The 26,125-nt window shown below is 69.8% G+C and carries 22 protein-coding genes; 4 read left to right on the forward strand and 18 right to left on the reverse strand.

What is annotated here, in order from left to right:
* The first annotated feature begins 273 nt into the window (after positions 1 to 273).
* Positions 274 to 3,105 (forward strand): serine/threonine-protein kinase, encoded by a 2,832-nt coding sequence (locus D7Y15_RS11145; RefSeq protein ID WP_121752544.1) that lies wholly within the window; start codon positions 274 to 276, stop codon positions 3,103 to 3,105.
* Between the two features lie 149 nt (positions 3,106 to 3,254).
* Positions 3,255 to 3,812: a hypothetical protein gene (locus tag D7Y15_RS11150; RefSeq protein ID WP_120579791.1), complete on the forward strand. Its 558-nt coding sequence runs from the start codon at positions 3,255 to 3,257 to the stop codon at positions 3,810 to 3,812.
* 152 nt (positions 3,813 to 3,964) lie between these two features.
* Here the strand turns inward: D7Y15_RS11150 and gyrB are convergent, their stop codons facing one another.
* Positions 3,965 to 6,418 (reverse strand): DNA topoisomerase (ATP-hydrolyzing) subunit B, encoded by a 2,454-nt coding sequence (gene gyrB, locus D7Y15_RS11155; protein ID WP_120579790.1) that lies wholly within the window; start codon positions 6,416 to 6,418, stop codon positions 3,965 to 3,967.
* A 122-nt stretch (positions 6,419 to 6,540) separates the two neighbouring features.
* Positions 6,541 to 6,996, reverse strand: a complete 456-nt coding sequence (locus D7Y15_RS11160) for a hypothetical protein (protein WP_120579789.1) — start codon at positions 6,994 to 6,996, stop codon at positions 6,541 to 6,543.
* A 113-nt stretch (positions 6,997 to 7,109) separates the two neighbouring features.
* Between D7Y15_RS11160 and D7Y15_RS11165 the strand changes: the two genes are divergently transcribed.
* Positions 7,110 to 7,862: a GNAT family N-acetyltransferase gene (locus D7Y15_RS11165; protein WP_120579788.1), complete on the forward strand. Its 753-nt coding sequence runs from the start codon at positions 7,110 to 7,112 to the stop codon at positions 7,860 to 7,862.
* A gap of 7 nt (positions 7,863 to 7,869) precedes the next feature.
* Here D7Y15_RS11165 and D7Y15_RS11170 read toward each other — a convergent pair whose 3' ends face one another.
* The 12 genes from D7Y15_RS11170 to D7Y15_RS11225 all read right to left on the reverse strand — a co-directional run bounded on the left by D7Y15_RS11170 (position 7,870) and on the right by D7Y15_RS11225 (position 20,836).
* Positions 7,870 to 8,688 carry a helix-turn-helix domain-containing protein gene (locus D7Y15_RS11170; RefSeq protein WP_120579787.1) on the reverse strand — a complete coding sequence of 273 codons (819 nt, stop codon included), beginning with the start codon at positions 8,686 to 8,688 and terminating at the stop codon, positions 7,870 to 7,872.
* A gap of 5 nt (positions 8,689 to 8,693) precedes the next feature.
* Positions 8,694 to 10,859 carry a cation:proton antiporter gene (locus D7Y15_RS11175; RefSeq protein WP_121752545.1) on the reverse strand — a complete coding sequence of 722 codons (2,166 nt, stop codon included), beginning with the start codon at positions 10,857 to 10,859 and terminating at the stop codon, positions 8,694 to 8,696.
* Between the two features lie 108 nt (positions 10,860 to 10,967).
* Entirely contained in the window at positions 10,968 to 11,345 is a 378-nt protein-coding gene (locus D7Y15_RS11180; protein WP_120579785.1) for a response regulator, read from the reverse strand.
* Complete coding sequence (locus D7Y15_RS46555) at positions 11,342 to 12,970, reverse strand: ATP-binding protein (RefSeq protein WP_233607298.1); 1,629 nt, start codon at positions 12,968 to 12,970, stop codon at positions 11,342 to 11,344. Before D7Y15_RS46555 ends, D7Y15_RS11180 begins: the two co-directional genes overlap by 4 nt.
* Before the next feature lie 230 nt (positions 12,971 to 13,200).
* Positions 13,201 to 13,830: a TIGR02265 family protein gene (locus D7Y15_RS11190; RefSeq protein ID WP_120579783.1), complete on the reverse strand. Its 630-nt coding sequence runs from the start codon at positions 13,828 to 13,830 to the stop codon at positions 13,201 to 13,203.
* 272 nt (positions 13,831 to 14,102) lie between these two features.
* Complete coding sequence (locus D7Y15_RS11195) at positions 14,103 to 15,266, reverse strand: alanine--glyoxylate aminotransferase family protein (RefSeq protein WP_121752546.1); 1,164 nt, start codon at positions 15,264 to 15,266, stop codon at positions 14,103 to 14,105.
* A 156-nt stretch (positions 15,267 to 15,422) separates the two neighbouring features.
* A complete protein-coding gene (locus D7Y15_RS11200; protein WP_120579781.1) occupies positions 15,423 to 16,322 on the reverse strand; it encodes a zinc metalloprotease in 900 nt (299 codons plus the stop codon).
* Positions 16,323 to 16,494: 172 nt separating this feature from the next.
* Positions 16,495 to 17,397, reverse strand: coding sequence for a zinc metalloprotease (locus tag D7Y15_RS11205; protein WP_121752547.1), 903 nt, complete (start codon positions 17,395 to 17,397; stop codon positions 16,495 to 16,497).
* A 116-nt stretch (positions 17,398 to 17,513) separates the two neighbouring features.
* Positions 17,514 to 18,698 carry an MlaD family protein gene (locus D7Y15_RS11210; RefSeq protein ID WP_121752548.1) on the reverse strand — a complete coding sequence of 395 codons (1,185 nt, stop codon included), beginning with the start codon at positions 18,696 to 18,698 and terminating at the stop codon, positions 17,514 to 17,516.
* Complete coding sequence (locus tag D7Y15_RS11215) at positions 18,695 to 19,525, reverse strand: ABC transporter ATP-binding protein (protein WP_120577957.1); 831 nt, start codon at positions 19,523 to 19,525, stop codon at positions 18,695 to 18,697. Before D7Y15_RS11215 ends, D7Y15_RS11210 begins: the two co-directional genes overlap by 4 nt.
* A gap of 13 nt (positions 19,526 to 19,538) precedes the next feature.
* The gene (locus D7Y15_RS11220; protein ID WP_121752549.1) at positions 19,539 to 20,333 is read right to left on the reverse strand and encodes an ABC transporter permease; all 795 of its coding nucleotides are present in this window, start codon (positions 20,331 to 20,333) and stop codon (positions 19,539 to 19,541) included.
* Complete coding sequence (locus tag D7Y15_RS11225) at positions 20,330 to 20,836, reverse strand: hypothetical protein (RefSeq protein ID WP_120577955.1); 507 nt, start codon at positions 20,834 to 20,836, stop codon at positions 20,330 to 20,332. The genes D7Y15_RS11220 and D7Y15_RS11225 overlap by 4 nt, the downstream gene beginning before the upstream one ends.
* 337 nt (positions 20,837 to 21,173) lie before the next feature.
* Between D7Y15_RS11225 and D7Y15_RS11230 the strand changes: the two genes are divergently transcribed.
* The gene (locus D7Y15_RS11230; RefSeq protein ID WP_120577954.1) at positions 21,174 to 21,554 is read left to right on the forward strand and encodes a hypothetical protein; all 381 of its coding nucleotides are present in this window, start codon (positions 21,174 to 21,176) and stop codon (positions 21,552 to 21,554) included.
* On the opposite strand, the gene D7Y15_RS11235 is transcribed toward D7Y15_RS11230, so the two are convergent.
* The 4 genes from D7Y15_RS11235 to D7Y15_RS11250 all read right to left on the reverse strand — a co-directional run bounded on the left by D7Y15_RS11235 (position 21,551) and on the right by D7Y15_RS11250 (position 26,048).
* The gene (locus D7Y15_RS11235) at positions 21,551 to 22,681 is read right to left on the reverse strand and encodes a DNA replication/repair protein RecF (RefSeq protein WP_120577953.1); all 1,131 of its coding nucleotides are present in this window, start codon (positions 22,679 to 22,681) and stop codon (positions 21,551 to 21,553) included. The two genes, D7Y15_RS11230 and D7Y15_RS11235, sit on opposite strands and share 4 nt — an antisense overlap.
* A gap of 109 nt (positions 22,682 to 22,790) precedes the next feature.
* Entirely contained in the window at positions 22,791 to 23,258 is a 468-nt protein-coding gene (locus D7Y15_RS11240) for a hypothetical protein (protein ID WP_120577952.1), read from the reverse strand.
* A 14-nt stretch (positions 23,259 to 23,272) separates the two neighbouring features.
* Positions 23,273 to 24,739, reverse strand: coding sequence for a hypothetical protein (locus D7Y15_RS11245; protein WP_121752550.1), 1,467 nt, complete (start codon positions 24,737 to 24,739; stop codon positions 23,273 to 23,275).
* Positions 24,729 to 26,048 carry a hypothetical protein gene (locus D7Y15_RS11250; protein ID WP_121752551.1) on the reverse strand — a complete coding sequence of 440 codons (1,320 nt, stop codon included), beginning with the start codon at positions 26,046 to 26,048 and terminating at the stop codon, positions 24,729 to 24,731. Before D7Y15_RS11250 ends, D7Y15_RS11245 begins: the two co-directional genes overlap by 11 nt.
* Positions 26,049 to 26,125: the final 77 nt, after the last annotated feature.

Raw genomic sequence — 26,125 nt, forward strand, 5'->3', positions numbered from 1 at the left:
GTATAAGAGACAGGATAACCCCGCCCCCGGAATGCGCTGAACGAAGCAGCGTGAAGAAGTGTGAACCGGCGCAACAGTCCGCCTCACGCCCCCCTCCCACCCACCTGGGACATCGCGTCACTCCCGAGGGCCGTTCCGACCCACCAGGACGTCCGCTCCTGGCCGGACAGCACCCGGAGCGAAATCTTCGCATGCCATGCGAGCGCGGTCGGGACTTTCGGTGGAAGGCGAGTATGCTGGGGCTTCCCCAAACCCGGCCTCGCCTCCCCGCCCGTGGCAGAACCCAGTCCCCAGCAATTCGGCAAGTACGTCCTGGTCTCCAAGCTTGCCGCGGGAGGCATGGCGGTCACCTACCGCGCGCGTATGACGGGCGCGATGGGCGTCACCAAGCCCTGCGTCATCAAGCAGATCCTCCCGCACTTCGTGGACGACCACGACTTCGTGGAGATGTTCATCGGCGAGGCGCGCCTCGTGGCGGGCCTGACGCACGGGAACATCGCGCAGGTCTTCGACTTCGGAGAGGTGGACGGGCAGTACTTCATCGCCATGGAGCTGGTGCACGGCCAGCCCCTGTCGAAGGTGCTGCGGCGCGCGGCGCGCGCGGGCGTCGGCTTCTTCCCGCAGCCGCTGGCGCTGCACATCGTCGGCAAGCTGTGCGAGGGCCTGGACTACGCGCACCGCCACGTGGGCGAGGACGGCCAGCTGCTGGGCCTGGTCCACCGCGACGTGTCCCCGGACAACGTCCTCATCTCCTATGAGGGCGAGGTCAAGGTCATCGACTTCGGCATCGCCAAGGCCACGAGCGCCGTGGAGGCCCGGACGTCGCCGGGCACGCTCAAGGGCAAGTACCCGTACTTCTCCCCGGAGCAGGCGCAGGGCCGTCAGGACCTGGACGCGCGCACGGACGTGTACGCGGCGGGCATCGTCCTCTACGAGATGCTCTGCGGCCGGCGCCCCTTCGAGGGCGAGTTCGTCACCGTGCTGCCCCGCATCATCCAGGGCGACTGCCTGCCCCCGTCCGCCGTCAACCCGGCCATTGGCGAGGACCTGGAGACCATCGTCGCGCACGCCATGGCGGTGGACCGCGAGGCCCGCTACCAGACGGCGAAGGACCTGAGCGAGTCCGCGGTGGAGCTGCTCTACCGGGACACGCCGCGCTTCACGCCCACGATGCTGAGCCAGCTCATGACGTACCTCTTCGCGGAGGAGCTGGCCGCCGAGGGACGCAAGGTGGAGCTGCCGCCCGGCTTCAAGGAGCAGCTGGCCGCGTGGCAGTCGCCGTCGTCGGAGCCGTCCCAGGGCCGCGCGCGGATGCCGTCCAGCAACGGCCGGTCGTCCAACCCCGGCAGCCCCGGCGTGTCCCGCCCGTCCAGCCCGGGCGTGGCGCGGCCCTCCAGCCCCGGCGTGCGCGCCTCCGGCAGCTCGCCCGGCCTGCGCCCCTCCACGGATGGCGCCCCGCGCCGCTCGGCCACCCAGGCCACCGCCGTGCGCAGGAGCACCACCGGCGTGCGCCGCGTGACGACGCCAGGGGGCACCCGCGAGAACACCGGCACCGGCCGCCGCCCCCTGCCGCCCGAGCTTGCCGCCGAGCCGGACACCGACGGGGGCACGGAGCCCACGGCGATGCCCCGGGCGCTGCCCACGCTGGCCGCGCCGCATGACACGCCGGTGGAGACGGCCATCGCGCCGGAATCGCCGCGGCCGCCCGAGCCGCCCGAGCCCGAGGAGAAGGAGGCCCCGCGCGCCCGCACCACGGCGGACGACGCGCGTGAGATGCTGGCCGCCGAGGCCGCCGAGCGCGAGGGCAAGCGCACGAAGCAGGTGCGCCAGCTGAGCAAGGTCGTGTTCGGCATCACCGGCGTGCTGCTCGTCATCGGCCTGTTGATCCACTTCCTGTCCCCGGCCGAGGAGGGCGACGTCTCCAACGAGCCCGTCGTCCTGTGGATCACCTCCAAGCCGGAGGGCGCCTCCGTCGTCGTCAATGGCCGGCCGGTGGGGAACACGCCCAGCCGCATCATCGGCGCGGATCAACGGACGCCCCACACCATCGTCGTCACCCGCCCGGGCTACCGCGCCTGGACGCGGCGCTTCACGCCCAACCAGGCGGAGGTCCACGTCAAGGCGGAGCTGGAGGTGGCGCCCGGTACCAGCCAGATGGCGTCGGAGATTCCCACCTCCAACAAGCTCGACGCGGGCGCTGAGGCCACGGACGCGGGCACGGGCGCCGTCGTCGCCGCGGTCAATGCTGGCGAGGACGCGGGCACCTCCCTGGATCTGGACGGAGGCCTGGCCACCACGGACGCGGGGACCGGGTCCACCGAGCCCGCCGCCGACCCGCTGGCGAACGACAAGGACCGCGACATGCGGCGCGCGGACTACCCCACGCGCCTGCTGGTGCTGCGCCCCATGTACAACGGGCTGCCGCTGCCGGAGTACCCCACGGCCACCATCGACGTGTCGCCCGGCGCCGCCTACTCCGTGTGGACCGAGGGCAGCGCGGCGTTCGCGGACGGCGACGGCACCGCGTCCGGCACGCTCGTCTACTACGCGGAAGGCGACCTGCCGGCGGACAACACCGTGGGCTTCATCAGCAGCGCGCCGCGCACCCTCAAGGGCGCGAAGAAGCTCCACTTCTTCGCCCTGGACGACACCGGCCTCGAGGACAACCGCGGCTCCATCCGCGTGCACCTGCGGCAGTCCGCGTACATCCCGCCCCGCTCCGTGCTGTTCGAGCCGGAGAAGAACGCCCTGGTTGTGAAGCCCCAGCACCAGATGCACCTGCGCGGCCTCAACCCCAAGTCCACCTACGCCTTCACCGTGCGCGACGACTTCGCGGAGGTGCGCTCCGGCACCCATGGCCGTGTGCACACGGTGCTGTGCGTGGAGAAGGGCCCCAAGGCCGGGTCCGTGCGCAGCTCGCACCGCCTCTTCGAGACGGGCAAGCGCTACCAGGTGTCCGGCGTGGAGGACCTGCGCTGCGTCTTCCCCGACCTGCAGTTGGGGGACAACCAGGGCGCGCTCGACTTCGACATCGTCGACGTGACGAACATGTCCCGCAAGGAACGCGCGGAGGCGCTGCGCGGCGCCAAGCGCTCCGAGCGATAGCGGACAGGCACCCGGGCACCCGCCCGGGAGCACGTCCAGCAGGCGGCCGTCGCATCCACTCCCCAGTGCCCCCCTGACGCGCGAGTCCCGCGCGAAAGGGCAGTGCCTACCCTGACGGACATCCACTTCTTCTCTTCTGGAGTCCGTTCATGATGCCTGTCCTGTCCTCCACCGGCCTGGTGCTGCACAACCTGGGGCTCGCCGTGGGGTTCGGCGGTTCGCTCTTCGGCAAGGTGGCGCTCAACCCCGCCGTGAAGGTGATTGGCTCCCACGCGGAGCGGGGACAGGTGGTGAACGCCGCGTGGAACGGCTTCAACATCGTCAACGCCGCGTCCGTGGGCCTGGCGGCCATCACCTGGCTGGTGGGCCGCTCGCGGCTGACGGGCCGGGAGATCGACCGCACCACGCGCGGGCTGGTCATCGCGAAGGACGTGCTGCTGGGCGCCACCGTGGCGCTGGGCGCGGCCAACGTCTTCGGCGGGGCTTACCTGGCGAAGCAGGCCCCCGAGGGCGCCGTCCCGGTGGAGACGGGCCTCACGCCCACCGCGAGCACGCCGGAGAAGGCCGCGAAGACGATGCGGGCGCTGGACGTGGGCGGCATCGCGAACCTCGCCGCCATGGCGGGCGTCATCGGCATCACCGCCATCCTCAACATGCGCGCGGGAGCGTCCTCGCGCTGGTCACTGGTTGCCAGGTTCCTTCCGTAAGGGCTCACGGGGGCCGCCGTGCGTCACTTCCGCGGCCCGGCTCGAAAAGGATGGGAAGGGCACGTGGGCGCGGAGCCGAAAACGGCACCGGGCCCACGGGTCTTTGTCCCCTGGGCCCGGCGTAGTGCTTCAGGCACTGCGTGTGGCGAACCTCAGATGTCCAGGTTCTGCACGTCCAGCGCGTTGCGCTCGATGAACTCGCGGCGCGGCTCCACCGCTTCACCCATGAGCAGCGAGAAGATCTCGTCGCTCTCCACCATGTCCTCCACGCGTACCTGGAGCAGCGTGCGGCGGGTGGGGTCCATGGTCGTCTCCCAGAGCTGCTCCGGGTTCATCTCGCCCAGACCCTTGTAGCGCTGCAGGCCCAGGCCCTTCTGCGCGTCCTTGCGGACCGCGGCCAGCACCTCCTGCACGGAGAACGCCGACACCTCGCCCGCGTCCACCTGGACGAGGTAGGGCGCCTTGCCCAGCGAGTGGAACACCTCGCGCAGGGCGACGAGCTCCAGGTACTCCGGCGAGGACAGGTAGGCGTGGTCGAACACGGACTCGCGCATGGAGCCGTTCACGTCCGTGGTCACCACCAGCTTGCGGGACTGGTTCTCCGCGTCTTGCGGCAGGTCGGTGGACAGCCGGCCCATCACCTCCGGCATGCGCCGCTGGCAGTAGTCGCGCATGGCGTCGAGTTCCACCTTCACCGCGGCCTCGTCCGCCAGCATCTCCGCGCGCAGCTGGGTGGCCTGCACCAGCGCGTCCACGATGCGCGCGTCGCGGCGCTTGGCCTGCTTCTCCAGCCGCTCCTCGTAGGTGATGACCTTCTCCAGCAGCGCCTTGAAGTCGCTGCCGCCCAGCTCACCGGCCGGCGTCTTCACCCGGCAGTGCTCCGCGGCGATCTTCAGGAGGTACTCGTTGAGGGCGCGCTCGTCCTTGACGTAGCTGTCCTTCTTGTTGCGCGTGACTTTGTAGAGCGGCGGCTGCGCGATGTAGACGTAGCCCCGGTCGATGAGCTCGCGCATCTGCCGGTAGAAGAACGTGAGCAGCAGCGTGCGGATGTGGCTGCCGTCCACGTCTGCGTCCGTCATCAGGATGATGCGGTGGTAGCGCGCCTTCTCCGGGTCGTAGTCCTCCGCCCCGATGCCCGTGCCCAGCGCGGTGATGAGCGTGACGATTTCGGCGCTGGTCAGCATCTTCTCGAAGCGCGCCTTCTCCACGTTCAAAATCTTGCCGCGCAGCGGGAGGATGGCCTGGTTGCGCCGGTCCCGGCCCTGCTTCGCGGAGCCACCTGCGGAGTCACCCTCCACGATGTACAGCTCGCTCTCGTGCGGGTCTCGGCTCTGACAGTCCGCGAGCTTTCCGGGAAGGCCTCCACCGTCCAGCACGCCCTTGCGGCGCACCGTCTCACGGGCCTTGCGCGCGGCGAGGCGGGCGCGGCACGCGTCGCCAATCTTCGCCACGACCTTCTTGGCCAGCGGCGGGTTCTCCTCCAGGAAGCTGGCGAGCTGATCATTCACCATCTGCTCGACCAGGCCCTTCACCTCGCTGTTGCCCAGCTTCGTCTTCGTCTGGCCCTCGAACTGGGGGTTGGAGAGCTTCACGGAGATGACCGCGGACAGGCCTTCACGCGCGTCCTCACCCGTGGGCGTCTCCTTCAGGTCCTTCCAGAGGCTGCCCTTCTCCGCGTAGCTGTTGAGCGTGCGCGTGAGCGCGGCCTTGAAGCCGGACAGGTGGCTGCCACCCTCGTGGGTGTTGATGTTGTTGGCGAAGGTGAAGATGCGCTCGTCGTAGCCATCGTTCCACTGCATGGCGATTTCGAGCGACACGCCCTCGCGCTCTGACTTGATGTAGACGGGCTTGTCGTGCAGCGCTTCCTTCGCCTTGTTGAGGTACTCCACGAAGGAGGAGATGCCGCCGTCGAACTTGAAGTCGTGCTCCTTCTGGGTGCGCTCGTCGCGGATGGTGATGTGCAGGCCCGCGTTGAGGAACGCGAGCTCGCGCAGGCGCTGGCTGAGCGTCTCGAAGTTGAAGTCCACCGTCTCCATGACCTGCGTGTCCGGCTTGAAGTGGATGGTCGTGCCGAGCTTGTCCGTGGTGCCCACTTCCTGGGGCGAACCGTTGGCCACGCCGCGCGCGTAGGACTGCTCGTAGACCTTGCCCGCGCGCTGGACGCGGACCTTGAACCACTCCGACAGGAAGTTCACGCAGGTGACGCCCACGCCGTGCAGGCCGCCGGACACCTTGTACGCGCCGTTGCCGAACTTGCTGCCGGCGTGCAGCTCCGTGAGGACGACTTCCAGCGTGTCCTTGCCCTTGAACTTGGGGTCGGGGTGCGGGCCCACGGGAATGCCGCGGCCGTTGTCCTGGACGCTGAGCGAACCATCCACGTGGATGACCACGTCGATGTCCGTGCAGTGGCCGGCCAGGGCCTCGTCCACGGAGTTGTCGACGACCTCGTAGACGAGCTTGTGGAGCCCGTAGGTCATCGTGTCGCCGATGTACATGCCGGGGCGCTTGCGGACGGCCTCCAGCCCTTCGAGCTTGGTGATGGCGTCCGTCCCATAATCGGCGGGCGGCGCGGCCGGCGCGACACCGGTAGCGGGGGTCTTTTCCATGTGAAGCGTGTCCTTGGGAAAGGCTGCCGTTGCGACAGGGCTCAAGCCCGTTGTGCCTACCACCACCGGGCATCCCGGACAAGCTCTGGGAGCCCACGCAAGGCTGCGGAAAGATTCATGAATCAGGCGTCAAAACGCGAGGGCGGGAGGCGGTCCTCCAGCGCCGAGATCAACTCTTCATAAACAGCCTTGCGGGCGAAAAGATGTCGCGTGACGAGCACCCTTCCCTCTTCCTTGAGGAACAGGCCCAGCACGCTCCCTTTGCGGCCGACCCGGCGCACGGAATCAATCTGTCCCCAGTGCAACTCCAACGACTGGCCGCTGAAGGGCCGGGCCACCCGCACGCCCGCGGCGTCCAGGGTGATGCCCCACTGCGCGCGAGGGCGCAGGCGGTGGACGGAGACGAGGAAGGTCAACATCAGGCCCGCGCTGATGCCGGCCCGCGCCATGGCGACCAGCCCCCCGCCGCCCCGGTAGTCCGCCAGGGCCCAGGCGGTGAGGACCGCCAGGAGGCACGCGCCCAGGGTGAGGCCGATTCGGGTGGGACGTGGATCGAACGAGAAGAAGCGCGGGGTCATGGTGGCGGGCCCAAAAGGGATGGAAACCTAACCCCCTGGCGCACGGTGTGCGCGTCCTTTCCTCCGGGGCTGTTCTTTGGCCGTCGTCCCCGCGCATAGGCTGGCCGGCACGCATGACGGATGCCGAACTCACCCTGCGCCTGCACACCAACCTCATCGCCTTCAAACGCCTCCAGGCCGAGCGCGGCCCGCTGCGCCACCTGCACCTCCCCGGCGTGGACGCGTTCGCGCTGCCTGGCTACCAGGACGCGCACTTCCAGCAGGTCCTCTTCACGGACGCGGACGCGCTGGCGGCCGCGCTGCCGGCCATCACGGACTTCTACCGGGGGCATGGGCTGCCCCGCTGGCGGGTCACCCTGACGCCGGGGCAGCGGGACGCGACGCGGGTGCTGGGCGCCGCGGGCTACCGGCCGGACTTCACCGTGGTGGCCATGGGCGCCTGGCTGAAGGAGCTGCCGGACGCGGCGCCCGGGGTGCCGGTGGAGCCCGTGGAGGACATGGACGACCTGGTGGAGATCAACGTCCAGACCTACGGCACGGAGTGGCGGGACATCCTCTCCGTGTGGCAGCGGCCGCCCCGCCTGCCGGTGCACACCGTGGTGGCGCGCGAGCACGGCCGGGCGCTGTCCTGCGGGCTGGCGGTGGACGTGGCGGACACGGCGGGCGTGTACCTGGTGGCCACCCACCCGGAGGCCCGGGGGTTGGGGCTCGCGTCGGCGGTAATGCGCGGAATCATCTCCGAGGCCCGCAAGCGCGGGTGCACCGCGACGGTGCTCCAGTCCACCCCGGCGGGCATCCGCGTGTACCGCCACCTGGGCTACCGCGACCTGGGCCCCTGGGAGCACTGGGTGCCCCAGGGGCGCTGAAGGCGCGCTAGCGCAGCGTTTCCAGCTCCTCCAGCGTCTCCAGCACCCGCTGGGGTTCCTCCAGGCCGTGGAGCCGGTCCGCCAGGCCGCGCCCCGCGAGCCGGGCCACGTGCGCCAGCCGCATCAGCCTCGCGCGGCCCACGTGGCCGTCCACCAGCGCCACCACCAGCCGCAGGGGCTGGCCGTCCGGCGCGTCCACCTTCAGGGGCCGGGCCAGCGTCACCAGCGCCGCCACCGGGGCCGCGCCGGGCACGAACGCGTGCGGCACCGCCACGCCGCTGCCCACCTGGGACGGGGCCGTGCCCTCGCGCTGGCGCAGGCCCTCCGCGAGCGCCGCCCCGTCCACTCCGGGCAGGGCCGCCGCCAGCCGTCCGGCCGCCACGTCCAGCGCGTCCTCGTAGTCCCCGCAGGAGAGCTGCAACACCACCCGCTCCGCGCTCAGGAGCGGCCCCAACGGGGGCACGGGTTCGTTGCCGCGCACCTCACGCAGGGGGAACTCCGCGTCCAGGAAGGCCCGCACGCGCGCCAGCTGCGCGCCGGTGAGCTTGCGCCGCGCGATGTCCAACATCAGCGTCCCCGCGGCGGGCACGTCCTCCAGGTAGCCCGCGACGTACGGGCTCACCCGGTTGGCCACGTCCATCAGCAGCCCCGGGGGCACGTCCAGCTCCCGGGCGATGGCCGTCAGCCGCTCCTGCGTGGGCGGCGCGTCCACGCCGTTCTCCACGCGGCTCAGGTACGCGCTGGACACGCCGATGCGGCGCGCCAGGTCGCGCAGGGACAACCCCGCGTCCACCCGAAGGAGACGCAGCGTGGCACCCAGGTGCATGGCGGTCAGCTCCGCGCGCTCAGCGGCTGCGCCGCCTCTGGAGTCGCGCCCTGCGTCCGGGCCTGCTCCGGAGTCTGGGCCAGCACCGGCGCCCCCTCCGGGTGACGCACGAGCAGCAGCGAGGCGGGCGCGTCGCGCACGATTCGCTCGCGCTGAACGCCGAACAACCGGTCTTCCAGGCCCCATTCGGTCCCCAGGCCCACCACCACGAGGTCGTAACCCGCCTTCGCTTCTTCCAGCGCGGCCTCTTCCGGCGACGCGTGGCGCACCACCTTCAGCTTCACGGAGGCGCCCTCGTCCGCGGGGAACAGCTCCTCCACCTGCGCGCGGCCCGCGCCCGAGCCCTCGGGAGAGGTCACGTGCAGCACCGTCACCTCCGCGCCGGCCTGCTTCACCAGCCGCCGCGCCAGGGCCAGCGCCGCCCGGTCATGCCGGCTGCCCACGAAGGGCACCAGCACCCGGCGCACCTGCGACAGGCCGCGGTCCACCAGCACCGCCACCGTGCCGCCCGCCTCCTGCATCACCTCGTGCACCGTGCCGCCCAGCACCGTCTGGCTGAAGAGCGGCTTGTGCCAGCCCAGCAGCACCAGGTCCGCGCGCTTCGCCTGCGCCGTGCGGCAGATGTCCCGCGCGGGCTCCGACGACACGAACGACAGCGTGCGCACGGACAGCCCCAGCTTCTCCGCGCGGCCCACCAGGGGCGCCAGCGCTCCGCCAGACGCGGCGGTGGGATCCAGCGCCTCCTCCCCTCGGGCCTTGAGCGAGCGCTCCGGGGACAGGAGGTGCAGCGCGTAGAGGTTCGCCTCGTTGCGCTCGCCCGACAGCGCGCGGGACAGCACCGCCATGCCCGGACCGGCCTGCCCGTGCGACACGCACAGCAGCACCGTGTACGCGGATGGGGGCAGCGCTGGCTCCGGCGCGCCCAGCAGCTGGTCGCGCGCCTGCTCCTCCGGCGAATACAGCAGGCGCAGGAACGGCGTGGTCATGAAGGTCGTGACCAGCGCCATGATGACCATCATCGTGAAGAGCGTGGGCGAGATGACGCCCAGGTCCAGGCCCAGGTTGAGCACGATGAGCTCCATCAGGCCGCGCGTGTTCATCAGGATGCCGATGGCGCCCGCCTCCCGCCACCGCAGGCCCGTGAGGCGCGCCGCCACCGCGCTGCCGCCGAACTTGCCCAGGCACGCCAGGACGATGATGACGCCGCACGTGAGCCACGCCTCCGGGGTGTCCAACAGGCCCAGCTGCGTGCGCAGGCCGCTGAAGGCGAAGAACACGGGCAACAGCAACACGACGGCCACGTCCTCCAGCTTCTCCGCCAGCGCCACCGCCAGCCCGCCCTCCTTGGGAATCACCGCGCCGAACATGAAGGCGCCGAAGAGCGAGTGGATGCCGATGTATTCCGTGGTCCACGCGGAGCCGAGCAGCAGCACCAGGGTGATGGCCACCACGTTCTGGGTGAGCCCCTCGCGGTTGGCCACGCGCGCGCCCAGCCGGGCGAGGAACGGCTTCACCAGCAACAGCATGAAGGCGATGTAGAGCAGCGCGAACAGCGTGGTGAGCCCCGCGTGCGCCAGGTCCGACGCGCGCACCAGCGACACCACGAACGCCAGGATGCACCACGCCGTCACGTCGTCCACCGCCGCGCACGCGATGGCGATGGCGCCCAGCTTCGACTGCATCAGCCCGCGCTCCGTGAGGATGCGCGCCAGCACCGGGAAGGCCGTGATGCTCATGGACACGCCCATGAACAGCACGAACGAGGAGAACGGCACGTCCGGGCTGGACAGCGACTTGTACAGCCACAGCGCGCCCGCACCCGCACCCAGGGCGAACGGGACGACGATGCTGGAGTGGCTGATGGCCACCGACGCGTGCCCCCGCCCCTTCAACAGCTTGGGGTCCAGCTCCAGGCCGATGAGGAACATGAAGAGCACCAGGCCGACCTCGGCCAGCATCTTCAGGAACGGCATGGACTCCGGCGGGAACAGCCAGTGCATGGCGCCCGGAGCCAGCCAGCCCAGGAGTGACGGGCCCAGCGCGATGCCCGCCACCACCTCCGCGATGACCAGGGGCTGCCCCAGCCAACGAGCACCCCGGCCAATGAGCCGGGACACCGCGATGATGACGATGAGCTGGACCAGGAGCTGGGCGAGCATGTGGGGATTCATCGGACAGGCCTCGCCGGGAAAGTGTTAAGGATGCACTTACCAAGGCGTCTCGCGCAGCGTCAACACGCGCGAGCAGGGCCGCCCGCGCGAGAAGACACACCCGGAGTGTCAGGAGGCTTCGGAGGCCTTGTTGGCCGCCACGGCCTTGAGGAGCGTCTCCACGTCCACCGGCTTGCGCAGGTAGCCGCAGGCGCCCATCTCCTCCGCGACCTGGCGCGCGTTGGCGGAGGCGGAGAAGACGAGCACGGGGATGTCCCGCCACGCCTCCACCTGGCGCATCTGCCGGCCGAAGGTCGCGCCGTCCATCACCGGCATCATCATGTCCAGCAGGACCAGCGACGGCGTCACCGGCTCCCGGCGGAGCACCTCCAGCGCCTGCAGCCCATTGCCCGCTCCGAAGACGGTGTAACCCGCGTCGCGAAGCACTTCCTCCAGCGCCTCCCGCAGGTCCGTGTCGTCATCCACCACCAACACCGGCCGACTCACTCGCGCGACTCCTTCTCCAGCGGCAGCTCCAACGTGAAGCGCGCGCCCTCTCCCGCGGCGGGCTCCGCCCAGGCCCGACCGCCGTGCGCCTCCGCGGCGCGGCGGGCGAGGTAGAGCCCCAGGCCCAGGCCTCCATACGAATGCGAGCTGACCGCGCGGCCGAAGCGCTCGAAGATGCGCTCCACCTGGTCCACGGGCACGCCGATGCCCCGGTCGCGCACCTGGATGCGCGCGAAGCTCTCTTCCCGCCCCACGTCCACCTCCACCGGCCGTCCCGGACCGAACTTGAGCGCGTTGGATATCAACGCCGCCACGGCCTGGTCCACGCGGAGCCGGTCCCACGTCCCCCAGAGTCCGCGGCGAGGCGACTGGCGCAGCTCGCACCCGGCCGCGCGGGCCTCCGCCTGGTAGCGGTCCAGCACTTCGGAGACCAGCTCCTCCAGGTCGAAGCGCTCGGGCATGAGCGACAGCTCGCCGCTGGACAGCTGCGACACGTCCAGGAGGCCCTCCACCAGCGTGCCCAGCCGGCGCACCTGGCGCACGCTGCGCTCCAGGCGCGTCACCACGTCCGGCTCCAGCTTGTGCGCCTCCGTGCGCTGCAACAGCGTGCCCAGCTGCAGCCGCAGCGTGGTGAGCGGCGTGCGCAGCTCGTGCGCGGCCACGGTGAGGAACTCGTCGCGCAGGCGCACCGCTTCGCGCGCCTCCTGGAAGAGCCGCGCGTTCTCCAGCACCAGCCCCGTCCTGCGCGCCAGCTCCTGCGCCAGCGACAGGTCCACCGGCGCGAGCGTGCGCTCGCCCAGCGTGCCCATGGACAGCACGCCCAGCCGACCATCGTTGCCGGGCAGGGCCACGTTCACCACCGAGCGCAGCCCCAGCCCGTCGATGGCGCGCTGGTGCGCCACGTCCTTGGTGATGGGCTCCGGGCGCTTGCGCACGTCCGGCATGAACTCCGGCTGACCGGTGCGCAGCACGTACGCGGGGCCCGCGGCGGCCTGGGGGTCCAGCGGGAAGCGCTGGTCCAGCTTCCAGGCATGGGCGCGCCGCTCCGCGTCCGGGTGCGCCAGCGCCACCAGCCGCAGGCCGCCCTGGTCCGGGTCCTGGAGGAAGAAGGCGCACCAGTCCGCCACCCGGGGCACCATCAGCTGCACCAGCTGATCCAGCCGCGCCGCCTGCTCCAGGGACGCGGTGAGCAGCTCGCTGGCCTTGGCCAGGATGTCGCGGTCCACCTCCTCCCGCGCGCGCTCGCGCCGCACGCGCGTCTCCTCCAGCTCGCGAGCCACCGCCGGGCCCAGCCGGGCCATCCGGTCCTTGGAGAAGCAGTCGCGCGCGCCCGCCTTCATCAGCGTGACGGCCTGGTCCTCGCTCAGCTGGCTGGACAGGACGATGAGGGGCACGTCCCGCCCCTGCGAGTGCAGGAGCGACAGCACGTCCAGCGCGTTGAAGCGCGGCAGCCGGTAGTCACACAGCACCAGGTCCCACGGTCCGGTGGCCAGCGCTTCGCGCAGCGCCTCCAGTGTCTCCACGCGCCGGGCCATGGGCAGGTAGCCCGCCTGCTCCAGCTCCGCCGTCACCAGCGCCGCGTCGTTGACGCTGTCCTCCACGAGCAACAGCCGGAAGGGCGTCATGCCCGGGCCCCACCCATCAGCCCAGGGGACTGACATCGCCCCTTCGGCCGGGAGCCTCGTGCTGCATCCATTCGCGTTGCTCCTCCCGTGGGGTGTGGGCCGCTTTCACCACATGCTAGTGGCCCTCCCTGTCACGCCAGCGGGAGAAATGGCGGACGTTCAGCACCGAGCGCTGGCTGGTGAACGTCCCGCGCCAGCGCCCCACCCCACGAGGGTGAAACAGCCCCGGATTACCAGGAAACGTCGTACTCGGTATCGAGCAGGGACAGCTGCCGCCCATGCACCTGGACGTCCTGGGCCCCCACGGCCTCCAGGGCGGCCTGGAGCACGCCCTCGTGGTACGGCGCGGGCATGAAGTCCCGGCGCATCACGAAGCGGGCGCTGTTGTCCCCGGTCCAGAGCACGCTGCGCTCGCCGTAGCTCACCGCGACGCGGTAGTTCTCGATCATGTGCTGGAGCATCCGCCGGGGGTTGCGGCCGGCCGCCTGCATCAGGTCCCGGCCGAACATGGAGGCCAGGAAGTCCACCGTGGCCTGCGTCCCGATGTACCGCAGCGCCTGCTCCCAGTCGCCCAGCTGGGGGCGCAGGAGCCGCGTCGCCTCGGCGGACATCTCCAGGAAGAGCGTCACCGGGTACAGCTCCGCGGCGTTCAGCTCCTTCAACCCGGACGCCGCCAGGCACCGTGCTCCGGCTTCCTCGCCCTGGAGGAAGTTCACCACCCCCACCACGCCCTGGAAGAACATCCCGCGCGCCCCGTCTTCCGGGGTCGCGGCCAGGCACCGCTCCGTCAGGTGCCACGCCGCGCACTCCGCCGCCCAGCCCGCCGCCTTCGTCGAACCTTCCACCGGTCCGCGATCCATACCGACCTCCACTTCCACTTCAGGCGCTGGAATTGGCCCCCGTTTCGTGGGTCCATCCGCCAGCGCAGCCCTTCCCCCTCACAGGTGCCGGGGCCCACGCCCCGCTCACACCGTGCAGCCCAATCACATAATTCCATCAGAACGGCAAGAAATCCCAGTAAGACAGGAAGTACCTGCCATTATCTCCCGGATTACTCAATTCTAATGGGAGTGCGAACGGGCTTTCTTATACCCTGAGAAAGAGCTGAGGGCCAGACCCCACACTCCGGGTCTTACCCGGAGAGCGCGGATTGTGCGGCCGCGACGGCGGTTCCGGGGGCGAACGCGCGGTGACCGGCGGCGTGGAGGGCGCGCTCGATGGCGCCCACGGTGACGAGCACGTCCCCGGCGCTGACGCGGTTCATGTGGCCCACGCGGAAGTAGCGCGTCTTGATTTCCGGGTGGAGGCCGCCGGCGATGGCCACGCCCTGCGCCTTCACGCGGCCCACGAGCGTCGCGTCCACGCCGTCCGGGTAGTACACGGCGCTCAAGGTGTTGGCGGCCACGGCCTCCGAGGTGGGGACGAGCCGCAGGCCCAGCGCGCTCCAGGCGGCGCGGAAGGCGCGGGCCATGCGGCGGTGGCGCTCGAAGCGGGCCTCCATGCCCTCCGCCAGGATCTGTCCCAGGCTGACGTCCAGCGCGCACACCAGGGACGTGGGCGGGGTGGCGAAGTAGGCGGGCTTGCCGGCTTCGTAGGCCTCCATCACCGGGAGCCACTCCGCCCAGTCCGCGTACACGCTGGCGACGGGCGCCTTGCGCGCCTTCCACGCGGCGAGCGCGCGAGGGCTCACGGTGAGGAGCGCCAGGCCCGGCGGCACGCCCACCGCCTTCTGGCTGGCGGTGAGGTACACGTCCGCGCCCCACGCGTCCTGCTGGAAGGACTCGCCGGCGGTGGCGCACACGCCGTCCACCACGGCCAGGACGCCGTACTGGCGCGCGGCCTTCACCAGCGGCTCCACGGGCGCGAGCACCGCGGTGGAGGTGTCCACGTGGGTGACGGTCATCAGCTTGAAGCCGCCGCTCCGCAGCTCCGCCTCCACCTGGGCCACCTCCGGGGCGCTGCCCACGCTGGCCGCGCGCACGTGCGTCACCTTCGCGCCGTGACGCTCCAGGATGTGGGCCATGCGGTCGCTGAAGTAGCCGGTGTTCACCACCAACGCGCGGTCGCCGGGCTCGATGAGGTTGGCCACGGCGAGCTCCATGGCCAGCGTGCCGCTGCCGGAGACGACGAAGGGCTGCGCGCCGGGGGCGAGCGACACCTCGCGCAGGCGCTTCAGGGCCCGGCCGAAGGTGGCGATGAAGCCCGCGTCCAGGTGCCCGGGCACCGGCCCGGACATCGCCTGCAACACGTCCGCGTCCACGTCCACCGGCCCGGGAATCATCAACAGGTCTCTCACGGCGCCACTCCTCCTGAAGGCCCCCTCCGGACAGCCGAAGGGCGGTCCCCCACTGTGGCCAGCGCGGGCCCGGCTTGTCCACGCTGGAAACACAGACGCCGGAGCCCCCGCGGTGGGGACTCCGGCGTCATGGACTTCAGGAAGCGAAGGGATGGACTAGCGGTACGTCGCGGTCAGGCTGTCCGCGCGGGTCACCTGGCCAGCGGTGAACTGGTTCATGCAGTTGTCGTCCGTGTAGTCCATGAAGTTGTAGATGGGGTCCACGCCGCCGCCCGCGCAGGTGTCGCGGTTGACGGGGCAGCCAAACGCGGCCGAGGCCTCCGGAGGCGTGTCGCTGACGGAGTCACCCGGGTTGGCGCAGCCGCCCTGGAACGTGTGGTACAGGCCCAGCCAGTGGCCGACCTCGTGCGTGGCCGTGTCGCCCTCGTTGTACGGGGCCGCCGTGCCGCCAGGGACGCTGCTGTAGAGCATGACCACGCCGTCCATCTTCGGCTGGCTGCTGTAGCTGGAGGGGAAGGTCGCCCAGCCCAGCAGGCCGCCCTTGAGGTTGGCGGTGTAGATGTTCAGCGACTCCGGGCCGCCCTTGCGCAGGGCCTGCTTCATCTTCTTCTCCGCGGCGGAGCCCGAACCCAGCGCGAACCACTGGGTGTTCGTGGTGCGGTCCGTGCCGGCCAGCGTGAACGTGAACGGGGTGTTGGCGTACGCCGCGTTCAACACGTTCATCTGCGAGGTGATCTGCGAGTCCGGAACGTCGCCGTTGGCGAGGCCCGTGCCCTTGTTGATGACGTGGAAGTACACGGGCACGTTCACCGAACCCACCGCGCGCTTCGCGTGCACGCCGCGGTTCGCCAGCGCCGCTTCAATCTCCAGCTTCTCGTCGGCGGACGGCTCGATGGTCGCGCAGCCACGGTGCGGGACGGCCTGCTGGGTGGCGGACTCCTCCGCCGGGGCCTGCTCCTCGGGGGCCGGGGCGTTGCTGCTGCAACCCGCCAGGGACATCAGGGTGCCAAGGACCACCGCGACACGACCACCGCGCTGCGCGACGTAACGAAGCATGTGTCTCCAACTCCTCGCGAATGAGTGAAACACCGGCGCACGGATGAAACAGACATCGCGTCCGGGCCGGGACGCGGCGAGTCTGTGTTTCAACCCGAAAATGGAAAACGCCGGAGCCCCCTGAACGGAGACCCCGGCGTCGTCACATCGGCCACAGCCGCGCTGTTTATTTCTAGCGGTACGTCGCGGTCAGGCTGTCCGCGCGGGCGCTCTGGCCGGCGGTGAACTGGTTCATGCAGCTGTCGTCGGTGTAGTCCATGAAGTTGTAGATGGGGTCCGCGCCGCCACCGGAGCAGGTGTCACGGCCGGCGGGGCAGCCGTACGCGGGCGAGGCCTCCGGAGGCGTGTCGCTGACGGAGTCACCCGAGGCGGAGCAGCCGCCCTGGAACGTGTGGTACAGGCCCACCCAGTGGCCGACTTCGTGCGTGCCCGTGTCGCCCAGGTTGTAGGGGGACGCCGTGCCGCCGGGGACGCTGCTGTAGAGCATGACCACGCCGTCCATCTTCGGCTGGCTGCTGTAGCTGGAGGGGAAGGTCGCCCAGCCCAGCAGGCCGCCGCTGAGGTTCGCCGTGTAGATGTTCAGCGACTCCTTGCCACCCTTGCGCAGGGTGTTCTTCATGTTCTTCTCGTTGGTGCTGCCCTGCGCCAGGGCGAACCAGGACGTGTTGGTCGTGCGGTCCGTGCCGGCCAGCGTGAACTTGAACGGGGTGTTGGCGTACGCCGCGTTCAGCACGTTCATCTGCGCGGTGATCTGCGAGTCCGGAACGTCGCCGTTGGCGACGCCCGTGCCCTTGCGGATGACGTGGAAGTAGACGGGCACGTTCACCGAACCCACCGCGCGCTTGGCCGACACGCGGCCCGCGATCGCCGCCTCGATCTCCAGCTTCTCGTCAGCCGACGGCTCAACGGTCGCACAACCACGGTGCGGGATGGCCTGCGCGTTGGTGGTCTCCTCCGCGGGAGCGGGAGTCTGCTCCTCGGTGGTCGGGGCATTGTTGTTACAGCCCACCAGGGACATCAGGGTGCCAACGACCACCGCGATACGGCCACTGCGCTGCGCGACGTGACGAAGCATGGTTTCCCAACTCCTCGAAAAGTAGGGGGGAGCAGGAATACGATTTTAGTGACTCCAGAGTCAATCCACGGACAGTCCTGGAAACATCGTAAAACAGTATGTGCTCAAACAGTTACTCAGGGCGTCGGAGCGGGAGCGTCACCCGCGTCCGGGGCGGGCGTGAGCGGGGTGGGCGCCGTCTGGGGGGCGCCCACCTGGTCCAGGGACTCGCGGTTGCTCACGGAGAAGCGCACCAGGGCGCGGAGGATGCGGTTGCGCTTCACGTTGCCCAGCACCTCGCGCAGGTCGTCGTAGACGGTGGGGTCGTTGACGAGCGCGCCCAGGGTGCCGTCGCCCTTGGCCACGGTGGCGGTGATGGTCTTGATGTCCGCGGCGGCGCTGCCCAGGTCCGCGAACATGCCCTTGGCGTCGCCGTAGATGAGCTGGTGCACGGCGCCGTTGGGGCTCTTCTTCGCGTCCTCCAGCAGGCCCGCGAGCTGGCCGGCGGCCGCGCCCAGCTCACGCATGGCCACCGCGCCGTCCTGCCCGTAGATGAGCGCGTGCGCGGTGCCGTCGCCGCGGCGGACCTCGGCCAGGATGGCCTCCACGTGGCCCAGGGCGCCGTCCATGCGCTTCGCGGCGCCGGACGCGTTGGCGAGCAGCGTGTTCACCTCCTGGCCCGTGCGCGGGTCATAGATGAGCGCGTGCAGGGCGCCGTTGCCCTTCTCCACCTCCTCTATGATTTTGCGCAGCGAGGCGATGCTCCGGGCCAGGTCCCGCGACAGGTCCGGGTTCGAGTAGGCCTTCACGGCGTCCTTGAGGGACTCGCTGATTTCGACGGAGTTCTCCATCACGCGGCTGGCGCTGGACATGAGACTGGACAGGTCCCCGCCGCTGCTGGACTGGATGACGCCGCCGGGCTCCACGGCGGGCTTGTCCGCGCTGCCCAGGGAGATGTCCACCGCCTTGTCGCCCAGGACGCCCATGCTGGTGAGGCGGGCCACGGAGTCCGCGCGGATGCGGCTGGCGTAGGCGCTGGCCACCTGGAGCTCCACCTGCAGGCGGCTGTCCTTCAGGTCCTGGGAGAAGGACACGCTGTTCACGCGGCCCACCTTCAGGCCGCCAATCCACACAGGGGACTGGTCGCTCAGGCCGTCCACGCTCGGGAAGTAGGTGTGGAAGATGACCTGGCGCTGGAAGAGGTTGGACTCGCGGCCGATGAAGAAGACGACGACGCCTGCCACGGCGAGGCCAACGGCGACGAAGAGGCCTGCTCGCACGGCCAGGCGTTTCTCCTTCGAGGTCGACGTGAAGAGACTCATGGTGTTCCCCGGGGGTTCAACTCCAGGCGGCGCGCGTCGATGAAGGCGCGCACCTCCGGCACCTGGGAGCGGCGCATCTCCTCCGGGGTGCCTACCTGGACGATCTTCCGGTTGGCCAGCATGGCCATCCGGTCCGCCAGCACGAAGGCGCTCACCATGTCGTGCGTGACGACAATGGAAGTGGCGCCCAGGCGCTGCTTCATCGACTCAATCAACTCGTTGATGGTCTGCGTGGTGACGGGGTCCAGGCCCGTCGTGGGCTCGTCCCAGAGGATGACCTCCGGCTCCGTGGCGATGGCGCGCGCCAGGCCCACGCGCTTGCGCATGCCGCCGGACAAGTCCGACGGCATCAGCTTCTCCGTGTTGGGCAGGTCCACCAGCTCCAGCTTCTCCGCCACGCGCTTCTGGATCTCCGCGCGGGACATGGTGGGGAAGTGTTCGCGCAGCGGGTACGCCACGTTGTCCGCCACGCTGAGCGAGTCGAACAGCGCCGCGCCCTGGAACACCATGGCCACGTGCTTGCGGACCTCCAGGAACTGCGCCTCGGAGAACTTCGCCAGGTCGTAGCCTTCGAACAGGATGCTGCCGCCGTCCGGGTGCAGCAGGCCGATGAGGCACTTGAGCAGCACGCTCTTGCCCACGCCGGAGCCGCCCAGCACCACCAGCGTCTCCCCGGCGCGCACGTCCAGGTCCACGCCGTCGTAGATGCGCTTGGGTCCGAACTGCTTCATGAGCCCGTCGAAGCGGATGAGCTCCTCGCCCGGCGTGGGCTTGCGGAAGCTGAACGGGACAGCGGGGTCTTGGTGGTGGTGGCGGGCCTTGCGCATGGTGCGGGCGGCTTCAGAAGTAGAGCGTGATTTTCGTGATGAAGAAGTCCGCCAGGCACACGGTGACGGAGGTGATGGCCACCGTCTGCGTGGTGGCGCGGCCCACGCCCTCCGTGCCGCCCTCCACCGCCAGCCCCTTGAAGCAGCCGACCAGGCCGATGATGAGCCCGAACACGGCGCCCTTGATGACGCCGGAGACGAAGTCGCCCATCAGCACCGCGTCCAGCGCACCCTGGAAGAACTGGTCCAGGGAGATGCCGTACTGGGAACGCACCACCAGCGCGCCGCCCACCAGGCCCACCACGTCCGAGAACACGGTGAGCACCGGCATCACGATGAGGCACGCGAACACGCGCGGAACCACCAGCTTGCGCAACGGATCCGCGCCCAGCGCGCGGATGGCGTCCACCTGCTCCGTCACGGTCATGGAGCCCAGCTCCGCGGCGATGCCGGACCCGATGCGCGCACCCACCGTGAGGGCGGTGAGCACGGGGGCCAGCTCCCGGAACAGCGTGAGGATGACGACGCGGCCCACGGTGTACTGCACGCCGAAGCGCGCGAGGAAGTAGCCGAACTGGAGCGAGATGACGAGCCCGGCGAACGTCGCGGTGAGCAGCGCGATGGGCAGCGAGCGCACGCCCAGGGATTCGGTGTGGAAGACGAGGCCGGCCCAGTCGTAGGGGGGGCGCACGGCGCGGCTGAACACCTGGCCCGTCATGACGGACAGGGCACCCAGGGACTCCATGCGCTCGCGCAGGCGCTCCTTGAGGCTGGTGCCGCCGGAGAAGAGCTTCCCCTCGGGCATCATCGCTGGCGCTCCGCGCGGAAGCCCTGGAAGAGGCTTTCGAAGTCCGCCATGCGCGCGTCGGCGGCGCCCACGGGGGCGACGTAGCTGAAGTCGAAGACGCAGTTGTCCTTCTTCACCACCACGAGCTCCAGGGACACGGGCACGCCATCGAGCTTCGCGACGTAGCGGCTTCGCAGGGCCTCGCGGTCGTCCAGGGTGAAGGTGCGCTGGCCCAGGTCCTGGCGCTCGGTGAAGCCCATGAGCAGGTGCTTCGTGAGGACCTGGAGGGACGGGTCGTCATGGTCCCGGCACGTGGAGTTGGTGGCGATGACGCGGCCGGTGTCGCCGCGCTCCACGAAGGCCAGGTCGTTGTCGTCGAAGCCGCGGCGCTCCCAGACGTCGTTGGACAGCGGGCCGACGCGGTACTTCACGTCGGACTTCCGGAGCACCGAGTCCTCGAACGTCGCGCGGTGGCACCCCGCGAGGAGGGCGGACAGCACGAGCGTCAGCAGCAAGCGCGACATGGCACCATTTCGTTCGTCCCGGGTCCGCCCGGTGGGACGGCGGGCATGGTCATGGTGCACGCCCGGCAGGTCCGCAAGAACTTCGTCGGAGCGAACGTCGACTCACGGACGCGCGCCTGCCGAGGGCCCGGCACCCCGAACGGGCTCCGGGCGACAGGTGCGCACGCGTTCGTGGGAACACGAAGGAGACCGGGGCCAGGCGTCGTCTATTCCGGAGGAGGTACCGGGGTCGCTCTCCCGCCGTGTCCCCGGTCGGACTGGGGGAGTCGGGGTGCATGGGGACAAGAGGAGGTCCCATGTTCAGCCGGGAGCCGGGGATTCTCCCGAGGAGGATTCGATGGACGGCGGACTGGCGATATTCGGATTCGGGTTGTTCCTGCTGTCGATTGCCAACCTGTACGCGCGCACTTCGTACTGGCTGGCGTGGCCGCTCCTGGCGCTCTCCATGCTGGCGATGGGGATGGCGTTCAGCGAGTCGAAGCGCCTGCGCGACGTGTCGCTGGGGGTGGCGGCGGCGCTGGGGGTGTTGTTCATCGTCGCGTTGGCGACGAGCACCGTGTGGTGGCTGACGATGGCGGTGTTCCTGTTCGCGGTGGCGTTCGGGCTGCTCTGGGCGGAGTTCCGCTTCGAGTACTTCGGGCACGTGACGCGGCAGGAATTGCCCCACCATCCGCGCCGGTCGGTGCACTGGCCCTGGCACCGGCGGCGGGTGCACTAGGGTTGTGACGGAGGCTCGGTGGCCACCTGTCCCGCGTGGACGGTGAGCCAGAGGGAGTCACTGGCGGCGGCGGCTCGGACGAGCCCCGCGTCGGTGGTGGTGAGGAAGACCTGCGCGCCGCTCCGGGCGAGGTAGCCCATGAGATAGGCATTGCGCTCGGGGTCCAGCTCGCTGGAGACGTCATCCAGCAGCAGCAGGGGGAGGAAGCCCATGGCGGCCTCCAGGTTTTCAATCTCGGCAATCTTCCAACCCAGCACCAAAGCGCGCTGCTGGCCCTGGCTCGCATAGGCGCGAGCGCTGCGGCCGCCCAGCGTCACGGACACGTCGTCCACATGCGGGCCCACGGAGGTGAAGCCGCGGTCCAGGTCACGGCGCAGGCGCGCGGAGAGGGCTTCGCGCAGGGCGGAGGCGAGGGCGGCCTCGTCGGCGTGGGCGAAGTCGGCGCCGAGGTGCGCGGGGTGGTAGCCGTAGACGGCGGGGTCCACGGTGCGGCCGATGGACGCGAAGGTGGCCTGGGCGCGGGGCGCGAGCTCGGCCATCAGCGAGCGGCGGCGGGCGTAGAGGCGTGCGCCCGCGCGGGCGAGGGTCTCGTCGTAAGCGTCGAGGTACGCGGCGTCGACGGTGGCGCCGTCACGCAGCAGGCGGTTGCGGTTCTTGAGGGCGCGGGCGTACTCGCGGCTTTCCCGGAGGAAGGCGGGGAAGCGGTTGAAGACGGCGCGGTCGAGGAACGCGCGGCGGGAGTCGGGGCCGCCCTTGATGACCTCCAGGTCATCCGGGGTGAAGGCGACGACGGAGACGCCGCCGAAGTAGTCCTCGAGGCTGGCGGCCTTCTTGCCGTCCACGAGGGCCTGGCGGGTACCGCCGCCGACCTCGACGGAGATTTCGCGCTCGGCGCCCTTGAGGAGGAAGCGGCCGGTGACGCGAGCGGCCTGGGAGCCCCAGCGGACGAGTTCGGAGAGGCGTCCGGCGCGGAGGGGCTTGAGGGTGGCGAGGAAGTAGAGCGCCTCCAGGAGGTTGGTCTTCCCCTGCCCGTTCTGGCCCACGGCGATGGTCGAGTGGGGGCTGGGTGCGAGCTGCACCGCCGGGAGGTTGCGGAAGTCCTGGACCTGGAGCGAGAGGAGGCGCACAGCGTCACCGTGAAGGGGCCGACCTTCGTACTACAGATGCGGCGGCCGGCGGGGCGCGGGATTCAGCGGGTGACGCTCGGTTGGTGGGGGCGGGTGGAAGCGCGCGGCTTCAGGCTGAGCCCTGCATCCGCTCCAGCGTGGAGATTTCCTGGAGTGTCTGTTGGTAGGCCTCCCGGGGCAGCACCTTCTGAATCCGCTCGAAGAAGTGCCTGGCCTCCTTCAGGACCTCGGCAACAAGGACGGCGAGTTCTACGGATGCCTCGCGAACGTCTCCCCCGATGACGACACGCATCGTGGCATGCCCACCGACCCCATCGGGTGTGATGCTCAGTTCGATGGGTTGATCGGGGAAGAAGGTCTGGAACGTTTCCCCCCTTTGAAGGTCGGCCACTCCTCCAACGAGATAGGCCCACAGCTGATCGATGTAGTCCCACTCCTGGCGGGTCAACATCGAGCGCCCACCCATGGAGAATTCCATCGCGCCCTCGATGTAGTCCTCGTCGGGGATGGGGCCGACGAAGGCATCGATTGGTACGAAGACCTCTCCTTGCCTGAAGTAGGTGGCGATCTGGACCATGCGTCTTGCTTCACCTATCGGGGGTAGAACTGACCGACTCGGCCCTGGTTGAGTCCCAGGACGTACTCTACTCCATCGACAGTCCCCCTCAGTTGGTACATCCCGCGTGTTCCTCGCCCGACCATCCGCGCCCGGTTCTGCTGAAGGACCGCCTCGATGGCACGAATCACGTCCTCGAAGCCCATCTTCGCGCCAAAGAAACTCTGCGCCTCTTTCGTCGTCCCATCCCAATACCGGGGGTGATGCCGCTCGAGGATGTGCTGGAGCCCTTTCTTGTCGAGAAGGAACGTCTCTGCGCCCGCCTGGAATCGCTTCCCCGAGAAGTCCTTGAGGTCGTTCACCACACGCTCGGGTGGCGCGACCTTCAAGCCGCTTCCGCCCCCTGGCTCCGCCGAGGCAAGGACATACAGCCCTCCAACACCTGTCCCCACCGCGTGGGCCATCCGTCCCACTGGAATCGCGACGCGCTCCATCACCAGCGCCCCCTCGCCGGTGAGGGACAGCACGGGGAGCATGGCGTCCGCGCCTCCCATCGCCGTGGTCAGAGCGCCAGTGGAGCCCTTCGCGACACCTCCTCCGGCATAGAGCGCCGTCAACAGCTTCGCGACTGCCCTGACCTGCTCTCCTCGCGTCATGAAGGTGAAGCGCTCCAGGTACTCGGGCGAGGAAGCGACGAGGGCGGCGATGCCCTCTGGCAGGTGTTGAAGAGCCAGGAGGCTGTCCGTTGGAGCGGTGAGGAACTTCCCGATGGACATGGCCAGTTCGAAGAACGCGTCCCCGTCGCCGTCCAGTGAGCGGCCGAGGATGTCCGCGTCGTCGTACACCTCCACGACGAACCCATTGAACACGGGCTGGAGCTGCTCACCCGTCGGCCGGAACACGCCACCGGTGTTGACGTAGAAGCGCCCCAGCTCGAAGCCCAGCGCGACGAAGGCTCCGTCCTTCCACTCCACCGGCCCCACGCGTTGCTGCGTACGCCCGTTGATGACCCACGCGAGATAGCCGTCGGGCCTCAACACCGCGAGCCGTTCGAGGCGGGTCGTCCGGCGCAAGAGCTCTTCCCGCGACACGCTGCTGCCCTCCAGCACCTCACGCAGCAGCAGGCTCGCGCCCATGCGAGGCGGGAAGTTGCCCAGGGTCACGGGCTTCTTCAGCAACACCGACAACAATCGCGCGGCCTGCGTTGGCGTCAGCGCGGACGCACGCAGGGGCAGTTCGTCCCAGGGGGCCAGCCCCGCGAGCATCAACAAACGCTCGAAGGCATCAGCCTCCTCGGTGCCGTGACGGACGGCCCGCGCGGCGACCTGGCTCCGTGTGCTCCGTGCGGCTTCCGTGTCCAGGGAGCGCTCTGCGTGATGACGACGCAAGGGCGCGACCCCCGAGCCTCGATTGAGGACGCTGGAGTGCCCGGACTGCGGCCTTGTGGAAACACAGCCCGTGACGAGCAGGACCGCGCTCAGCAGCATCACCTCAGCGCGCATTGTCGACTCCCACACCCAGCGAGGCATAGGCACCCGGACGCAGCGCCCCGTCCGCCTCCGGGAACAACAGCGTCCCTCCCTGCCCCAGCGCGTACAGCCTGCCTGCGAAGCGCCAGCGCAGGTCTCCGGACACGAGGACACGGGCCCCCGGCTGGCCCAGGCCCATTCCCAGCACGCTCGCGGCGAGTTCCAGGTTCCGATCGAAGAGCTGGAGCGCGAGGCGTCCGTCCGTGTCCACGCGCCCCCAGGTGAAGACCTCCACCGCCCAGGAGAAGGTCAGGTGCCGATGCACCCTTCCCACCAACTGCTCTGCGTCCCAGCTCACGTCTGCCTCGGCGTAGACAGATCCCCCGTCCGGGAATGACGCCTTCGCCAGGGGCTGACTGGAAGCGCCCACCGCCCGAAAGCGCGCCAGCTCGTAGTCCGGGCCAAAGGCATCTTGGCGGAAGCCTCCGTGCTGCCGCCGCGCCTCCAAGCGCAGCCGCGCATTCAACGCGGGGCTCTCCACGTCCGCACCGATTCCGGCCACCGCGCCCCATGCGCCACCCGTTCCAGGCTGGCCTCCCCAGCCGGCCAGCAGGTGCAGTTCGAAGCCCGGACGCGTCCACACCATCGCGGTCCCATCCAGGTGGGCCAGCGTGACCTTGGGCGAGGTCCCCTCTCCCTTGCCACTCTCGTGCACCGCGGACACGGCCAGCGTGTATCCTCCGGCCTGGACGGGCCGCCCGAAGAGGACGTGCTCCAGGTCCACCTCGGCTTCCGCCCCGAAGAGCCGAGCACCCAGGACGTCCGAGGCAAACGCCTCCACGTAGAGGGGGCCGAGCGTCCCGGTGAGGAAGCCACCCGCCGGGTGGTAGTCGGGGTTGATGCGGTTGGAGTAGCGCCGCACAAGGTGCCCGGACAGCAGGCTGTAGCGCTCCAGCGCCCCCATCCACAGCGACAGGGGCGCTTCATTCGACCCCAGCTTGAGGGCCCGAATCAGTTGCCCCCAGTCGGACAGACTGTCCCAGTCTTCCTGGCGGAAGGCACCCGCGTTCCGTACGCCGCCCCACAGGCGCAGCCGCACCGGCGCCCCCAGGTTGACGCCGAACCCCGCGCCACCATCCAGCATCAGGGTAGGACCGAACTGGATGAAACCTTCGCGTGTCCCGCTGTCGCCGCCAGGCAGCAGGGCCAGGGTCGACACGTCGAGCCGGGTCAGGAAGTGCCAGTCCTCCGCGGCATTGGGCGGTTCCAGTTCCTGTGCGGCCACTCGGTCAGGCCATGCCCAGAACAGAAGACACAGCACCACGCCCCATCTTCCGCCCATGAATCGCCCCCTCGCCTTGCGTGAAGCCACCGCGCAGCCATGCGAGACAATGACTACCAGGGTGGTCTGACTTGACG

The sequence above is a fragment of the Corallococcus sp. AB030 genome (genome assembly GCF_003668965.1).
Classification (GTDB): Bacteria; Myxococcota; Myxococcia; order Myxococcales; family Myxococcaceae; genus Corallococcus; species Corallococcus exiguus.

Coding starts and splice junctions, on each gene's coding strand:
- D7Y15_RS11150 (WP_120579791.1), top strand. CDS start 3,255: ATGATGCCTGTCCTGTCCTCCACCGGCCTGGTGCTGCACAACCTGGGG.
- gyrB (WP_120579790.1), bottom strand. CDS start 6,418: ATGGAAAAGACCCCCGCTACCGGTGTCGCGCCGGCCGCGCCGCCCGCC.
- D7Y15_RS11160 (WP_120579789.1), bottom strand. CDS start 6,996: ATGACCCCGCGCTTCTTCTCGTTCGATCCACGTCCCACCCGAATCGGC.
- D7Y15_RS11165 (WP_120579788.1), top strand. CDS start 7,110: ATGACGGATGCCGAACTCACCCTGCGCCTGCACACCAACCTCATCGCC.
- D7Y15_RS11170 (WP_120579787.1), bottom strand. CDS start 8,688: ATGCACCTGGGTGCCACGCTGCGTCTCCTTCGGGTGGACGCGGGGTTG.
- D7Y15_RS11175 (WP_121752545.1), bottom strand. CDS start 10,859: ATGAATCCCCACATGCTCGCCCAGCTCCTGGTCCAGCTCATCGTCATC.
- D7Y15_RS46555 (WP_233607298.1), bottom strand. CDS start 12,970: ATGACGCCCTTCCGGCTGTTGCTCGTGGAGGACAGCGTCAACGACGCG.
- D7Y15_RS11190 (WP_120579783.1), bottom strand. CDS start 13,830: ATGGATCGCGGACCGGTGGAAGGTTCGACGAAGGCGGCGGGCTGGGCG.
- D7Y15_RS11200 (WP_120579781.1), bottom strand. CDS start 16,322: ATGCTTCGTTACGTCGCGCAGCGCGGTGGTCGTGTCGCGGTGGTCCTT.
- D7Y15_RS11205 (WP_121752547.1), bottom strand. CDS start 17,397: ATGCTTCGTCACGTCGCGCAGCGCAGTGGCCGTATCGCGGTGGTCGTT.
- D7Y15_RS11210 (WP_121752548.1), bottom strand. CDS start 18,698: ATGAGTCTCTTCACGTCGACCTCGAAGGAGAAACGCCTGGCCGTGCGA.
- D7Y15_RS11215 (WP_120577957.1), bottom strand. CDS start 19,525: ATGCGCAAGGCCCGCCACCACCACCAAGACCCCGCTGTCCCGTTCAGC.
- D7Y15_RS11220 (WP_121752549.1), bottom strand. CDS start 20,333: ATGATGCCCGAGGGGAAGCTCTTCTCCGGCGGCACCAGCCTCAAGGAG.
- D7Y15_RS11225 (WP_120577955.1), bottom strand. CDS start 20,836: ATGTCGCGCTTGCTGCTGACGCTCGTGCTGTCCGCCCTCCTCGCGGGG.
- D7Y15_RS11230 (WP_120577954.1), top strand. CDS start 21,174: ATGGACGGCGGACTGGCGATATTCGGATTCGGGTTGTTCCTGCTGTCG.
- D7Y15_RS11240 (WP_120577952.1), bottom strand. CDS start 23,258: ATGGTCCAGATCGCCACCTACTTCAGGCAAGGAGAGGTCTTCGTACCA.
- D7Y15_RS11245 (WP_121752550.1), bottom strand. CDS start 24,739: ATGCGCGCTGAGGTGATGCTGCTGAGCGCGGTCCTGCTCGTCACGGGC.
- D7Y15_RS11250 (WP_121752551.1), bottom strand. CDS start 26,048: ATGGGCGGAAGATGGGGCGTGGTGCTGTGTCTTCTGTTCTGGGCATGG.